Genomic DNA, 16,239 nt, shown 5'->3' on the forward strand with positions numbered 1-16,239 from the left:
TCAATAAAGTGAAAAACGGGCCCTGCAAGCAGGGCCCGGGAAGACTCAGCCGTCGATTGCTTCCAGGCTGCACAATTGATCGCGCAGAGACTGCAACAAGGCCGGATGACGTGGAATCTCATCGTGACGGGTAGCCAGCACTTGCCGCTCTTGCCGGTTCGTCAGGCCCTGCTCGAAGCGCTCGACATCGGTGCCCTGCGGCTCGCCCGCCCACCAGCAATGGACCGGGGCGCTCACCTCAGGCAGCGTCTGCAGTTGCTCGCTCAAGGCCTTCAAGCGCATGGCGACCATGAAGCCATGGGCCAGGTCCTGTGCATCAAAGCCCATTCCAGGTTCAGCGCCTTGCTGCAAGCTGCCGACCAGCTCCAGCAACGCCGGGTACTGCAACGGGGCCTGGCAGGTCAGCGCGGGCAGGCTGTGCACCTCGCGCTGCAAGGCCACGGCCAGGAAGGCCTGCAGCTCGCCGGTGTAATCGCTGGTGGGCGCGACCGGTTGCGCCGATGGGATGAAGCTGTCGACCAGGGTAACGAACGCTACCTGCTGGCCCTGGCGTACCAGTTCATCGGCCACCAGCAACGCCAGGGCGCCACCCAACGACCAACCCAGCAAGCGGTAAGGGCCTTGCGGCTGTTTCTGGCGAATGTACTGGGCGTAATCGATGGCCATGGCCGGCAGCGATTCGTCCTGCCAGTCCCGGTCCAGCAACATTCGGCATTGCAGACCATAGACACTGCACTGCCCATCCAGCTGACGGGCCAGCGGCTCGTAGTCGAACACAGTGCCGAAACCGGCATGCAGGCAGAACAACGGCGGCACCTGCGGGCAGCGAGCATTGAGCAACAGCAACGGGTCGAGCCCTTGCTCCTGCACCGGTTCATAGCCGCTGAGCTGAGCAATGCTCGGGCTGTTCATCATGTCCCGCAGCTTGAGCTCGAAACCCAGCGCGGGACGACTACGGACCTTGCTCAAGACCTTGAGAATACGCAGCGAATCACCACCGAGCTCGAAGAAGTTGTCGGTGATACCGAGCTGTTCGACCTCCAGGACTTCCTGCCAGATCTGCACCAGCGCCTGTTCCAGCTCGTTGCGCGGCGCCACGTATTTGCGTTCGATGGCCTCCGGGTCCGGCAGCGCCTTGCGCTCGACCTTGCCATTGGGGCTCAGCGGCAAGGCATCGAGCACCAGGATCCGGCTTGGCACCATATAGTCCGGCAGCACCTGCTGCAGCGCACCGCGCAAGCGCTTCTCTAGCCCGGCCACGCTGTTGGCCACCACATAGGCGATCAACTGGTTGCCATGGGCATTGCGGCGCGCGACCACGACCGCATCGCGGACACTCTCCTGCTCACGCAGACGCGCCTCGATTTCACCCAGCTCGATGCGAAAGCCGCGGATCTTCACTTGATGGTCAAGACGCCCGAGGTAATCGAACACGCCGTCCTCGCGTTGGCGCACCAGGTCGCCGGTACGGTAGAGGCGACCACCCTCGCTGCTGAACGGGTCGGCGACGAAGCGCTCGGCACTCAGCCCCGGGCGTGCATGGTAGCCACGGGCAAGCCCTTGGCCACCGATGTACAGCTCACCGGCGGCGCCCATTGGCAGCGGGTTGAGCTGGCTGTCGAGCACATACAGGGTGCGCTCGCCGACCCGTGTGCCGATCGGCGCGTAGGCGGCGTTGCACTGGGCGTTGGCGTCGACTTTCCACAGCAGTGGCGTGACCACGGTCTCGGTCGGGCCGTAGCCGTTGGTCAGGTAGCGCGGTTTGAGCGTGCGTTTGACCCGCTCGAAATTGGCCTCGGCCACCGCATCCCCCCCAAAGCAGTAGACCTGCACCGCCGGCGGCACGCGGCCTTCGGCATACTCGGCAAGTTGCTGCAGGTAAGCCGGCGGGAAACAGGCGATAGTGATCGCCTGCTCGTGCAGGACATTGAAGGTTTGTTCGGCTGTCCACAGCTGATTGTCGCGCACGATCAGGCACCCGCCGCACAGCAGGGTCGACAGCCAGCGCTCCTGGGCACCGTCAAAGGCGAACGACATGAACAACAGCTCGCGTGTTTGCGTGTTCATGGCGTAACGCTCGGCAATGGCCCGGCAATGCATGGCAATCGGGCCGCGGGCCACGGCAACGCCCTTGGGCTTGCCGGTAGAGCCGGAGGTATAGATCAGGTACGCCAGGTTGTCGGCCTCGGCGCGTGGCCATGGCCGTTGCGGCGCATCGGGCTGCAAGGTCAGTTGGTCCAGTTCCAGCAGCACCGGCACCCGGGCGTCCCCCAGCCGCTCACGGACGCTGCGCTGGGTGATGAGCACGGCCATGGCCGAGTCCTCGATGATCCAGTCGAAGCGTTCGCGCGGGTAGTCGATGTCCAGCGGCACATAGGCGCCGCCGGCCTTCATCACGGCATAGAATGCCACGATCACCTCGACCGAACGCTCCAGCGCCACGCCGACAAAGACTTCCGGCCCCACCCCCTGGGCCATCAGGTGCTGGGCCAGCAGCGAGGCACGTTGTTCCAGCTCGACATAGGTCAGTTGCTGATCGGCGCAGACCACCGCCACGGCATCCGGACGCAGCCGGGCCTGGGTGGCAATCGCCTCGCTCAGGGCCTGGGCCTGGCCTGCCTGCGGCAGGGCATTGCGCTGTTGCAGGGCATGCAGCCCGGCATCGTCAAGCAGGCCAAGACTGCCGACTGTCGCGTGCGGCTGGTCGAGCAAGGCCCGCAGCAGGTTCTCGAAGCCTTGCATGAGTTGTGCGCAGGCTTGCGGCGTAAAACGCTCGCGCAGGTAGAGGAACTCGATCGACAGCGTGGCATTGAGGCTGACGGCCAGGTCCATGGCGTAGTTGGTGACATCGCGGCCACTGGTCTTGCCAAAGCGCAAGCCGGTCTCGCTGCCTTGTTGCAAGCGCTCGTCCACCGGGTAGTTTTCAAACACGATGATGCTATCGAACAGGGCCTGCCCCCCCTGCCCGGCCCAGCGCTGGATATCGGCCAGCGCCGTCTGTTCATGGTCACGGGCTTCCAGGTTGTAGGCCTGCAGCTGCGTCAGCCACTGGTGGACACTGACCTCAGGTTGCACGGTCTGGATGATCGGCAAGGTGTTGATGAACAAGCCGAGCATTTCGTTGGCCCCGGCCAGGGAGGCCGGTCGACCGGCGACCACCGCACCGAAACTGACCGTCTGCTGGCCGCTGTAACGCTGCAGCAGCAACAGCCAGGCGGCCTGTACCAGGGTGTTGGGGGTGACGCGCAGGCGCTGTGCAGCGGCCTTGAATACCTGGGTCTGCGCTTCGTCCCATTTCAGGTACAACGCATCATGGCCCTGCAAGCCGGGCGCCGGTTGCGGGCCGATACTGCTGGCCAGCAGGGTTGGCCCTTCAAGTTCGCGCAGGCGCTCCTGCCAGAACGCCTGGCGGCTGACCGCTGACTGGCGCTGCAGCCAGTCGATATAGTCGCGGTAGCGCCCTTGGCGCATTGGCAGTGCCTGCCCGGCATAGGCCTGGAGCACTTCACCGAGCAAGCGCGAATTGCTCCAGCCGTCCATCAGGATGTGGTGGCTGGTCCAGATCAACTGGTGCTGGTCGGCGCCGGTCTGTACCAGGGCCAGGCGGGTCAACGGCGCGCTCGGCAGGTCGAAGCCTCTGGCGCATTCGGCGGCCGCCAGGGCCTGCAGTTGCTCCTGGGTCACCTCGCGGTCACGCCAGTCCAGGCAGTTGATCGGCATACGCGCCTGCTTGTAGACCAACTGCAAGGGCTGCTCAAGGGTTGCGCTATTGCAGAAGCCAGTGCGCAGGATCTCGTGCCGTTCGATCACCTGGTTCCAGGCCGCTTCGAAGCGAGCGCTGTCGAGGCCTTCGACCTGGACACTGATCTGGTTGATATACAGGTCGGCGCCATTGCCTTCCTGGGTATGGAACAGCATGCCCTGCTGCATCGGCGACAGCGGGTAGATGTCCTCGACCTGCTCCAGGGCCACCGGCAGTTGCTCAAGCTGGGCCTGGCTGAGCCCGGCCAGGGGGAAGTCCGACGGCGTCGCCGAGCGTACCTTCAGTTCACAGCAGTGCTCGATCAGTGCCTGCAGTTCGGCGACATAATCGTCGGCCAGGCGCTGCACCGTGGCTTCGTCGAACATCTCCCGGCTGAAGCGCCAGCCCAGGCTGAACTCACCGGCATACACCCGGCCGTTCAGGCTCAGCCAATTGCCCAGGTTGGCCTGCGGGCTTTGGTCCGGCCCCACCGCTTCGGCCGCCGGTACGAACAGCGCCCCCTCTTCGGCATCGAAGCTGGCGTCGAACTGGCCCAGGTAGTTGAAGGTGATCCGTGGCACCGGCAGCGCCGCCAGGCTCTCGCGGCTGGCGCTGTCACCGAGGTAGCGCAAGGCGCCCCAGCCCAGGCCCTTGTCCGGGATCGCACGCAGCTGTTCCTTGACCTGCTGGATGCTGCTGCCCAGGGCGTCGGTGGCGCTGATGCGCAGCGGGAACAAGCTGGTGAACCAGCCCACGGTGCGGGTCAGGTCGAGGTCGTCGAACAGCTCTTCACGGCCATGGCCTTCGAGCTGGATCAGGGTATCGGCCTGGCCGCTCCAGCGCCCGATCACCCGCGCCAGGGCGCTGAGCAACAGGTCGTTGACCTGGGTGCGGTAAGCCGCCGGCGCTTCCTGCAACAGGCGCCGGGTCAGCTCCGGCGACAAGCGGCTGTGCACCGAGCGAGCATGCCGGTTGGCCAGGCTGGCGTCCGGGCGTGCGCCCGGCAGCACCGTCTGCACCCCGGCCAGTTGCCCCTGCCAGTAGCTGCGCTGGGCCTGGACTTCAGTGCTCAGGGCATAGGCCTGCAGGCGCTGGGCCCAGTCACGCACGCTGTGGGTGCGGGCCGGCAGTTGCACCGCCTGGCCCTCGCGCAGTTGCTCGTAGGCCTGCTGCAGGTCTTCGAAAATGATCCGCCACGACACGCCGTCCACTGCCAGGTGATGGATCACCAGCAGCAGGCGTTGCTCGCCATTGCCCAGGGTCGCCAGCACCGCACGCAGCAGCGGGCCGTGGTTCAGGTCAAGGCTGCGCTGGGCCTGCTGGCCGAGTTGTTCCAGCGCCTCGGCATCGGCGACCTCGCGCTGCCACAGCACGCGGTGGTTCGGCAGGCCATGGTAGGTCGCCTGCCACTCGCCGTGGTTTTCGACAAAGCCCAGGCGCAGCGCATCGTGCTGTTCCAGCAGCGCCTGCAAGGCCTGCTCCAGCACCGCGCCGTCGATCAGCTGGTGCGGTTTGAGCAGCACCGACTGGTTCCAGTGATGGCGCTCGACCTGCACTTCGTCGAAGAACACCCGGTGGATCGGCAGCAGCGTGCTCGCCCCTTCGACCCGGTTCTGGTCGACCGCAAGGCCGCTGGTCCCGAGGCTCGCCACCGTCGCCAGGCCCTGTACGGTCTGGTGCTGGAACAGTGCCTTGGGAGTGAAATGAATGCCCGCCTGACGCGCCCGGCTGACCACCTGGATCGAGATGATCGAGTCGCCGCCCAGTTCGAAGAAGTTGTCGCTCAGGCCGACCCGTTCCAGCTTGAGCACGTCCTGCCAGATGGCGGCGATGCGCTGCTCCAGGTCGCTGTGCGGAGCCACGTAGGCGGCTTGCAGCTGGCTCAGGTCCGGCATCGGCAAGGCCTTGCGGTCGAGCTTGCCGTTGGGCGTCAGTGGCAGTTGTTCAAGCTGCAGCAGGTGCACCGGCACCATGTAGTCCGGCAGGTGCTGGCGCAGGCCGGCCTTGAGCTGCTCGGCATCGAGCCCCTGGCTGGCCACCACGTAGCCCACCAGTTGCTGGCCGCTGGCGCCGTCGACCGCCAGCACCACCGCTTCGCGCACCGCCGGTTGCTGGAGCAGGCGCGCCTCGATCTCGCCCAGCTCGATACGGAAACCGCGAACCTTGACCTGGTGGTCGATACGGCCGATGTACTCCAGCACGCCGTCGGCGCGGTAGCGGGTCAAGTCGCCGCTGCGGTACATGCGCTCGCCCGGCGGCCCGTACGGGTTGGGCACGAACTTCTCGGCGGTCAGCCCCGGGCGCAGCAGGTAGCCGCGGGTCAGGCCGTCGCCGGCCAGGTACAGCTCGGCGGCCACGCCTTGCGGTACCGCTTGCAGCTGGGCATCGAGCAGGTAGCTGGCGGTGTTGAACAATGGCCGGCCGATGTTGGCCTGGCCACCGGCCTGGCGGCGGCTGAAGGTCGAATAGGTGGTGTCTTCCGACGGCCCGTACAGGTCGTAGACCTGCTCCACCGCGGTCTCGGCGTACAGCGCCTCGACCAGCGCCTGCTTGAGCGGCTCGCCGGCCAGGTTGATGATTTTAACGCTCGCCGGGATGTCGCCGGCACGCTGCAAGGCGGCAATCGCCGACGGCACGGTGTTGATCAGGCGTACCTGCTCACGGGCCGGCAACTGCGGCAGTTCCAGGGCGTTGCGGGCCATGACCAGGAAACCGCCATTGGCCAGGGTGACGAAGATCTCCCAGACCGACAGGTCGAAGCACACCGAGGTCGAGGCCAGCACGCCCTGGATGTCTTCGCTGCGGTACACCTGCTGCGACCAGTGCGCCAGGGCCGCGACGTTGCGGTGGGCGATGGCCACGCCCTTGGGCTGGCCGGTGGAACCGGAGGTGTAGATCACATAGGCGAGGTTCTGCGCCGTGGCACGGGGTGTCGGCGGGGTGTCGGGGTAGCGGGCGTCGTCTTCGACCAGCACGGTGACGATGTCGTCCGGCCAGGCCTCGAGCACCCCGGCCTGGGTCAGCAGCACTTGCGCCTGGCTGTCTTCGAGCATGTAGCTGAGCCGCTCGCGCGGGTAGTCCGGGTCCAGCGGCACATAGGTGCCGCCGGCCTTGAGCACCGCCAGCAGGGCCACCACCAGCTCGGCGCTGCGCGCCATGGCCACACCGACCCGCACCTCGGGGCCGACGCCCAGTTCGATCAGGCGGTGGGCCAGGCGGTTGGCGCGGCTTTGCAGCCAGGCGTGGGAATAGGACTGTTCGCCGTCGATCAGCGCCAGGGCTTGCGGTGCAGCCTGGGCACGTTGCGCGATCAGTTGGTCGATGCAACGGTCACTGGCAAAAGCTGCGGCCGGCGGATTCCAGCCATGCAACTGCAACTGCTGCTCGTCATCGCCCAGTATCTGCAACTCACCCAACGGCTGCCCGGTCTGGGTAATCATTCGCTCCAGCAACTGCAGCACCTGCACGCCAAAGCGTTGTACCTGGGCCGCGCTGAACAGCGCCGTGTCATAGCTCAGGTGCAGTACCAGGCTCTGGGCATGAACCACCGCCAGGGTCAGCGGGAAACTGGTCTGTTCCTGGTTGCGCACCTCACTGAAGCGCAGGCCCTCTGGTGCACCTTGTTGCAAGGCTTCGGAAATCGGGAAGTTCTCGAACACCAGGAGAGTGTCGAACAGGCCCTCGCCCAGACCGGCCCAGCGCTGCACGTCAAACAAGGCGGTGTGTTCGTGTTCACGCAGCGCAAGGTTCTGTTGCTGCAACTGTTGCAGCCACTGCGCCAGCGGCTGCCCGGCATCCAGGTGGGTCACCACCGGCAAGGTGTTGATGAACAGGCCCAACTGCTGCTCCACCCCTTTGAGCTCAGCCGGTCGGCCAGACACCGTGGCACCGAAGGCGACCGTCTGCTGGCCGCTGTAGCGTGCCAGCAGCAAGGCCCAGGCGGCCTGCACCAGGGTGTTCATGGTGACCTTCTGCTGACGGGCGAAATCACTCAGACGGCGAGTCGCTTGCGGCGCCAGTTCGGCGAAGTGCTCGGCCTGGCCTGTGGCACCGTCAGCCTGGTGTGGCAAGGCCTGGGCCAGGCGGGTCGGCACCTGCAGTTCACGCACCTGGGCGGTCCAGAATTGCTCGCTGAGCGCTGCGTCCTGTGCCTGCAACCAGCCGATGTAATCGCGGTAACGACCGGCCGGGCGACTCACCGGCTGCTGGCGATAGCGCTGCAGCACTTCCCCCATCAGCCGTGAGTTGCTCCAGCCATCCATCAGGATGTGGTGGCTGGTATAGATCAGGTGGTAGTGCTGCGCACTCAGCTGTACCAGCAACAGCCGCAGCAGCGGCGGCTCGGCCAGATCAAAACCACGTTGGCGCTCGGCGTTGGCCAGCGCGTCGAGGGCCTCTGGCACATCCGCGCGCGCCTGCCAGTCCTGCACCTCGAAGGCCAGGGGCAAGGACTTGCGAATCACCTGGAGCGGGCGCTCCAGCTCACCTTGCCAGACAAAGCCGCTGCGCAGAATGTCATGGGCATCGACGCTTGCCTGCCAGGCGCTACGGAAGCGCTCGACATCCAGCCCTTCCACGTCCAGACGCATCTGGTTGATGTAGTCACCGCGCTGTTCATACAAGGTATGAAAGAGCATGCCCTGCTGCATCGGCGACAGTGGGTAGATGTCCTCGACCTGCTCCAGGGCCACCGGCAGTTGCTCGAGCTGGGCCTGGCTGAGCCCGGCCAGGGGGAAGTCCGACGGCGTCGCCGAGCGTACCTTCAGCTCACAGCAGTGCTCGATCAGTGCCTGCAGCTCGGCGACATAGTCGTCGGCCAGGCGCTGCACCGTGGCTTCGTCGAACATCTCCCGGCTGAAGCGCCAGCCCAGGCTGAACTCACCGGCATACACCCGGCCGTTCAGGCTCAGCCAGTTGCCCAGGTTGGCTTGCGGGCTCTGGTCCGGGCCCACCGCTTCGGCCGCCGGCACGAACAGCGCCCCCTCTTCGGCATCGAAGCTGGCGTCGAACTGGCCCAGGTAGTTGAAGGTGATCCGTGGCACCGGCAGCGCCGCCAGGCTCTCGCGGCTGGCGCTGTCGCCGAGGTAGCGCAAGGCGCCCCAGCCCAGGCCCTTGTCCGGGATCGCACGCAGCTGTTCCTTGACCTGCTGGATGCTGCTGCCCAGCGCGTTGGTGGCGCTGATGCGCAGCGGGAACAAGCTGGTGAACCAGCCGACGGTGCGGGTCAGGTCGAGGTCGTCGAACAGCTCTTCACGGCCATGGCCTTCGAGCTGGATCAGGGTATCGGCCTGCCCGCTCCAGCGCCCGATCACCCGCGCCAGGGCGCTGAGCAACAGGTCGTTGACCTGGGTGCGGTAGGCCGCCGGCGCTTCCTGCAACAGGCGCCGGGTCAGCTCCGGCGACAAGCGGCTGTGCACCGAGCGGCCATGCTGGTTGGCCAGGCTGGCGTCCGCGCGGGCGCCCGGCAGTGCCGTCTGCACCCCGGCCAGTTGCGCCTGCCAGTAGCTGCGCTGGGCCTGGACTTCAGTGCTCAGGGCATAGGCCTGCAGGCGATGGGCCCAGTCACGCACGCTGTGGGTGCGGGCCGGCAATTGCACCACCTGGCCCTCGCGCAGTTGCTCGTAAGCCTGCTGCAGGTCTTCGAAAATGATCCGCCACGACACGCCGTCCACCGCCAGGTGATGGATCACCAGCAGCAGGCGTTGCTCGCCATTGCCCAGGGTCGCCAGCACCGCACGCAGCAGCGGGCCGTGGTTCAGGTCAAGGCTGCGCTGGGCCTGCTGGCCGAGTTGTTCCAGCGCCTCGGCATCGGCGACCTCGCGCTGCCACAGCACGCTGTGGTTCGGCAGGCCATGGTAGGTCGCCTGCCACTCGCCGTGGTTGTCGACAAAGCCCAAGCGCAGCGCATCGTGCTGTTCCAGCAGCGCCTGCAAGGCTTGCTCCAGCACCGCGCCGTCCAGCAACTGGTGCGGTTTGAGCAGCACCGACTGGTTCCAGTGATGGCGCTCGACCTGCACTTCGTCGAAGAACACCCGGTGGATCGGCAGCAGCGTGCTCGCCCCTTCGACCCGGTTCTGGTCGACCGCAAGGCCGCTGGCCCCGAGGCTCGCCACCGTCGCCAGGCCCTGTACGGTCTGGTGCTGGAACAGTGCCTTGGGAGTGAAATGAATGCCCGCCTGACGCGCCCGGCTGACCACCTGGATCGAGATGATCGAGTCGCCGCCCAGTTCGAAGAAGTTGTCGCTCAGGCCGACCCGTTCCAGCTTGAGCACGTCCTGCCAGATGGCGGCGATGCGCTGCTCCAGGTCGCTGTGCGGAGCCACGTAGGCGGCTTGCAGCTGGCTCAGGTCCGGCATCGGCAAGGCCTTGCGGTCGAGCTTGCCGTTGGGCGTCAGTGGCAGTTGTTCAAGCTGCAGCAGGTGCACCGGCACCATGTAGTCCGGCAGGTGCTGGCGCAGGCCGGCCTTGAGCTGCTCGGCATCGAGCGCCTGGCTGGCCACCACGTAGCCCACCAGTTGCTGGCCGCTGGCGCCGTCGACCGCCAGCACCACCGCTTCGCGCACCGCCGGTTGCTGGAGCAGGCGCGCCTCGATCTCGCCCAGCTCGATACGAAAACCGCGAACCTTGACCTGGTGGTCGATGCGGCCGATGTACTCCAGCACGCCGTCGGCGCGGTAGCGGGTCAGGTCGCCGGTGCGGTACATGCGCTCGCCCGGCGGCCCGTACGGGTTGGGCACGAACTTCTCGGCGGTCAGCCCCGGACGCAGCAGGTAGCCGCGGGTCAGGCCGTCGCCGGCCAGGTACAGCTCAGCGGCCACGCCCTGCGGCACCGCTTGCAGCTGGGCATCGAGCAGGTAGCTGGCGGTGTTGAACAATGGCCGGCCGATGTTGGCCTGGCCACCGGCCTGGCGGCGGCTGAAGGTCGAATAGGTGGTGTCTTCCGACGGCCCGTACAGGTCGTAGACCTGCTCCACCGCGGTCTCGGCGTACAGTGCCTCGACCAGCGCCTGCTTGAGCGGCTCGCCGGCCAGGTTGATGATTTTAACGCTCGCCGGGATTTCGCCGGCACGCTGCAAGGCGGCAATCGCCGACGGCACGGTGTTGATCAGGCGCACCTGCTCGCGGGCTGGCAACTGTGGCAGTTCCAGGGCGTTGCGGGCCATGACCAGGAAACCGCCATTGGCCAGGGTGACGAAGATCTCCCAGACCGACAGGTCGAAGCACACCGAGGTCGAGGCCAGCACGCCCTGGATGTCTTCGCTGCGGTACACCTGCTGCGACCAGTGCGCCAGGGCCGCGACGTTGCGGTGGGCGATGGCCACGCCCTTGGGCTGGCCGGTGGAACCGGAGGTGTAGATCACATAGGCGAGGTTCTGCGCCGTGGCACGGGGTGCCGGCGGGGTGTCGGGGTAGCGGGCGTCGTCTTCGACCAGCACGGTGACGATGTCGTCCGGCCAGGCCTCGAGCACCCCGGCCTGGGTCAGCAGCACTTGCGCCTGGCTGTCTTCGAGCATGTAGCTGAGCCGCTCGCGCGGGTAGTCCGGGTCCAGCGGCACATAGGTGCCGCCGGCCTTGAGCACCGCCAGCAGGGCCACCACCAGCTCGGCGCTGCGCGCCATGGCCACACCGACCCGCACCTCGGGGCCGACGCCCAGTTCGATCAGGCGGTGGGCCAGACGGTTGGCGCGGCTTTGCAGCCAGGCGTGGGAATAGGACTGTTCGCCGTCGATCAGCGCCAGGGCTTGCGGTGCAGCCTGGGCACGCTGGGCGATCAGCTGGTCGATGCAGCTATCGGCATCGAAGGGTTCACGCGCCGGGTTCAGGGCAAACAGCTGGTCACGCTCGTGAACGGCGAGCAATGGCAGCTCACCCAGGGCCTGTCCCGGTGCCTGGACAATGGCCTGCAGCAGGCGCAGCCAATGGTCTGCCATACGCTGGACAGTACCGGCTTCGAACAGGTCGGTGGCATAGGTGAACGAAGCCGCCAGGCTATCGGCACTCTCGTGCGTGCTCAGGGTCAGGTCGAACTGGGCATTCTCGCCCGACCAACCGAGGCTGGTGATCTGCAGGTCGAGCGGGCCACCGCCACGCTGCGCACCTGCAGCCTGCTCGGCCTGGTGGTTATACATCACCTGGAACAACGGGCTATAGCTGAGGCTGCGCTCCGGCTGCAGGGCATCGACCAGTTGTTCGAACGGCAAGTCCTGATGTTCCTGGGCTTGCAAGGTGACCTGACGCACTTGCTTGAGCAATGCGTCGAAGCCTTGCTGGCCATCAAGGTCGGCTTGCAACACCTGGGTGTTGACGAAAAAGCCGATCAGGCGCTCGGTTTCCAGGCGGTTACGGTTGGCGATCGGCACCCCGACGCGAATGCGCGACTGCCCGCTGTAACGGAACAACAGTGTCTGGTAGGCGGCAAGCAGCAGCATGAACAGGGTCACCCCCTGCTGCTCGGCCAACTGGCGCAACGCTCGATGCAACTGACTACTGATCGGCAACTCCAGTCGCGCACCGCGCAAGCTTTGCTGCACCGGCCGGACATGATCGGCGGGCAGCTCCAGGACCACACTCTGACGCCCGAGCTGCTCTTGCCAGTAGTCGAGTTGCCGCTCACGCTCACCCGCCTCCATCCACTGGCGCTGCCAGGCGGCGTAGTCGGCGTACTGGATTGGCAGAGGCGGCAACTGCGGCACCTGGCCCTTGCACAGCGCGGCGTAGCACTGCAGCAACTCGTCGATCATCACCTGCATCGACCAGCCATCCGACACGATATGGTGCTGAGTCACCACCAGCACATGGCGCTGTGGGCCGACACCAAGCAGGTCGGCGCGCAGCAGCAGGTCGTGCTGCAGGTCAAAGGGCTTGCACACCGCCTGGCGTACGAAACTGTCGCTGAGCGCTGTTGCATCGCCGTCTTGCGCCAGGGTATGGCGCCGCACCTGGAAATCCACCTGGTCACGGATCAGCTGCACGCACTGGCCATCGCGCTCGGCAAATCCGGTACGCAGGCTTTCATGCCGTTCGAGCAAGGTCACGAACGCTTGCTCAAGCGCCTCGCCATCGAGCTCGCCATCGAGCTGCAGGACCATGGGAATCACATACGCGGTACTGTGCGGATCGAGCTGCCAGAGAAACCACTGACGCTCCTGGGCATAGGACAACGGCACGCCCGCCCTGCGATCGACGGCCTGCATCGGCAGCTGATTGCTGCTCGGCGCCTGGCACAGCGCGGCAACGAAGGCCTGCAAACGGCTGTGCTCGAACACCGTGCGCAGCGCCACCTCCACCGCCAGTGCCTGACGCACCCGTGAGACCAGCTGGGTAGCCAGCAAGGAGTGGCCACCCAGGGCAAAGAAGTCGTCGTCCAGGCCAACCTGCTCGCACTTGAGCAATTGCTGCCAGATTTCGGCCACGGCCTGTTCCTGGGCGCTGACCGGCGCCCGGTACACTGCCTGTACGCTATTCAGATCAGGTGCAGGCAAGGCCTTGCGGTCAAGCTTGCCGTTGGGCGACAGCGGCATGGCCGGCAAAAAGATCATCTGCGTCGGCACCATGTAGTCTGGCAGGCCCCGGCCCAGCTCAGCCTTGAGCTGATCGGCCAGGGCTTGCTGGCTGGCCTGGTCGGCCATGGCCACAGCGCCATCGCTGGCCACCACATAGGCCAGCAACTGCACCCCCGTCGCGCCCTGCCCGGCAATGACCACGCACTCGCTGACAGCGGCTTGCTCCTGCAAGCGCGCCTCGATTTCGCCAAGTTCGATGCGCAGGCCACGAATCTTCACCTGATGATCTATGCGCCCGGCATATTCGATCACCCCATCCTCGCGCTGACGCGCCAGGTCGCCGGTGCGATACAGCCGTTGCCCACTGGCGAACGGGTTGGCGATGAAGCGCTCGGCCGTCAACCCCGGGCGGCGGTGATAGCCGCGAGCCAGGCCTTCGCCACCCAGGTACAGCTCACCGATCACCCCCGCCGGCACCGGGTTGAACCCGGCGTCGAGGATAAAAGTACTGAGGTTGGCAATCGGCTGGCCGATCGGCACGCTGTGGTGCTCCTGGGCCTGGCAGGTCCAGTGGGTGACGTCGATTGCCGCCTCGGTCGGCCCGTAGAGGTTGTACAGTTTCGCCTGGGCCAGCTGGGTCAGCACCTGCTGCTGGACCTCCAGCGGCAGCGCTTCACCACTGCAGATGATCCGTTGCAGGCTGGTGCAGGTGGCGGCCTCGCTATCGAGCATGAACGCCTGCAGCATCGACGGAACGAAATGCACGGTGGTGACCCGGGACTCGCGAATCAGCCGGGCCAGGCGGGACGGATCACGGTGATCCCCCGGCTGGGCCACGACCAGGCGCGCGCCGCTCATCAGCGGCCAGAAAAACTCCCACACCGATACATCGAAACTGAACGGGGTCTTTTGCAGGACGGTGTCACCGGCATCGAGGCTGTACGCCTGCTGCATCCAGTACAGGCGGTTGCTCAAGGCCCGATGGCGGTTGGCAGCCCCTTTCGGCCGGCCGGTAGAACCCGAGGTGTAGATCATGTACGCCAGGTGCTCGCCATCGTTGACGATGTCCAGATCACCCTGCGCCTCGCCTGCCAGGTCCAGCTCATCGACCGTCAGGGCATGCACAGCCGCAGGCAATGGCAACCCCGGCATCAAGGCAGCACTGGTCAGCACCAGGCTGACGGCGCTGTCTTCGATCATGTACGCCAGGCGTTCGCGGGGATACTCAGGATCCAGCGGTACATAAGCGCCGCCGGCCTTGAGCACCGCGAGCAAGGCAACCACCATCTCCACGCTGCGTTCGAGGGCGATCCCGACCAGTTGATCGGGACCGACACCGGCACTGACCAGCCGCCGCGCCAGCTGGTTGGCCCGGGCATTGAGCTGCGCATAACTGAGCGCCTGGCCGGCAAACTGCAGCGCCGGCGCCTGCGGTGTACGCCGCACCTGGGCCTCGATCAGGCGATGGATGCACACCTCTTGCGGATAGTCGACGCCGGTCGCATTCCAGTCACCGGTGATGCGCTGGCGCTCGTTTGCATCGAGCATGCCCAGTTCACCAACCACCTGTTGTGGGTTGGCAACGATGGCGCGCAACAGATTGCGCCAGTGGCCGGCCATTTTTTCTGCGCTGGCGGCACTGAACAGATCGGTCGCATAGGTCAGTGCCGCCGTCAGGCCCTGGGCGTGCTCTTCGGTGGCCAACGTCAGGTCGACCTGGGCCGTGCTGGCCTCCCGCGCCAGGGGCTGCACCTGCAAACCCAGCCCGTCGTTGCCTGGCGCAGGGCGTTGAAGCGCACTGCCCTGGTGGTTGAACATGGCCTGGAACAACGGGTTGTGACTGAGTGAGCGCTCCGGCGCCAGGGCTTCGACCAGTTGCTCGAACGGCAGATCCTGGTGCGACTGTGCACCCAGCACCCGCTGTTTGACCTGCTGCAGCAGGGAGGCAAAAGACAGCAATGGGTCGAACTGCGCAGCCAGTACCTGGGTGTTGGCGAAAAAGCCGATCAGGCCTTCGGTCTCGACCCGGGTACGGTTGGCCACCGGCACGCCGACACGCACAGCCTGCTGGCCGCTGTAGCGGTGCAACAGGGTCTGGAACGATGCCAGCAACAACATGAACACGGTGACATTGTGCTGTTGCGCCAGCCGCTTGAGCCCTGCCGCCAGCGCCGGATCGATATCGATCTCCAGGCGCGCACCGCGAAAACTCTGGCGCAGCGGCCGCGGATGATCGGTGGGCAGTTCGAGCACCAGCGGCTCACGCCCGAGTTCGCCGACCCAGTAGCCGAGTTGCCGCTCACGCTCCCCGGCGTCCATCCATTCACGTTGCCACAGGGCATAGTCAGCGTAGTCGACAGGCAACTCGGCCAGCTGCACCGGCACCCCACGAACCTGCCCGGCATACACCTGCATCAGTTCGCGGACCAGCACCTGCATCGACCAGCCATCGGCAATGATGTGATGCAAGGCCAGCGCCAGCACATGCTCATCTTCTGCCACCTGCAATACCGCCGCGCGCAGCAGTGGTTGCAGTTCCAGATCAAAGGGCTCGCCCAACTGCGCCGCAAGGAAGGCCTCGATGGCAGTCTCGGTCGCCACGCCTTCGCCGAGAGACTGGATCGCCAGCTTGAAATCACCTGACTGACGAATCACCTGCAGGGTCTGCTCGCCTTGCTGGACGAAGCCGGTGCGCAAGGCTGCATGACGGGCGATCAGCACCTCGAAAGCGGCCTGCAAGGCAGGCAGGTCCAGGGCCCCGCGCAAGCGCAAGGCAGCCGGGATGTTGTACGCCGCGCTCTGCGGCTCCAGTTGCCAGAGAAACCACTGGCGCTGCTGGGCGTAGGACAGCAACAACGGTGCGCCAGCCTCCCGCTTGAAGATCGGTGCAACAGCAAAGAGATTGATACCTTTCTCTTTGAGCATGATGGCCAGGGCCTTGCGCTCTTTTGCCGACAATGCCCCAACCGCACCGATCAATTCTTGCACGTCAAA

The 16,239-nt window shown here is 65.9% G+C and carries 1 protein-coding gene; it reads right to left on the reverse strand.

The window, feature by feature from the left end; all coding sequences use genetic code 11:
- Nucleotides 1-45: 45 nt before the first annotated feature.
- On the reverse strand, nucleotides 46-16,233 hold the full coding sequence (locus LOY45_RS17255) for a non-ribosomal peptide synthase/polyketide synthase (protein ID WP_258578093.1): 16,188 nt from the start codon (nucleotides 16,231-16,233) through the stop codon (nucleotides 46-48).
- Nucleotides 16,234-16,239: the final 6 nt, after the last annotated feature.

The sequence above is a fragment of the Pseudomonas wadenswilerensis genome, from assembly GCF_024749185.1.
GTDB lineage: Bacteria > Pseudomonadota > Gammaproteobacteria > Pseudomonadales > Pseudomonadaceae > Aquipseudomonas > Aquipseudomonas wadenswilerensis.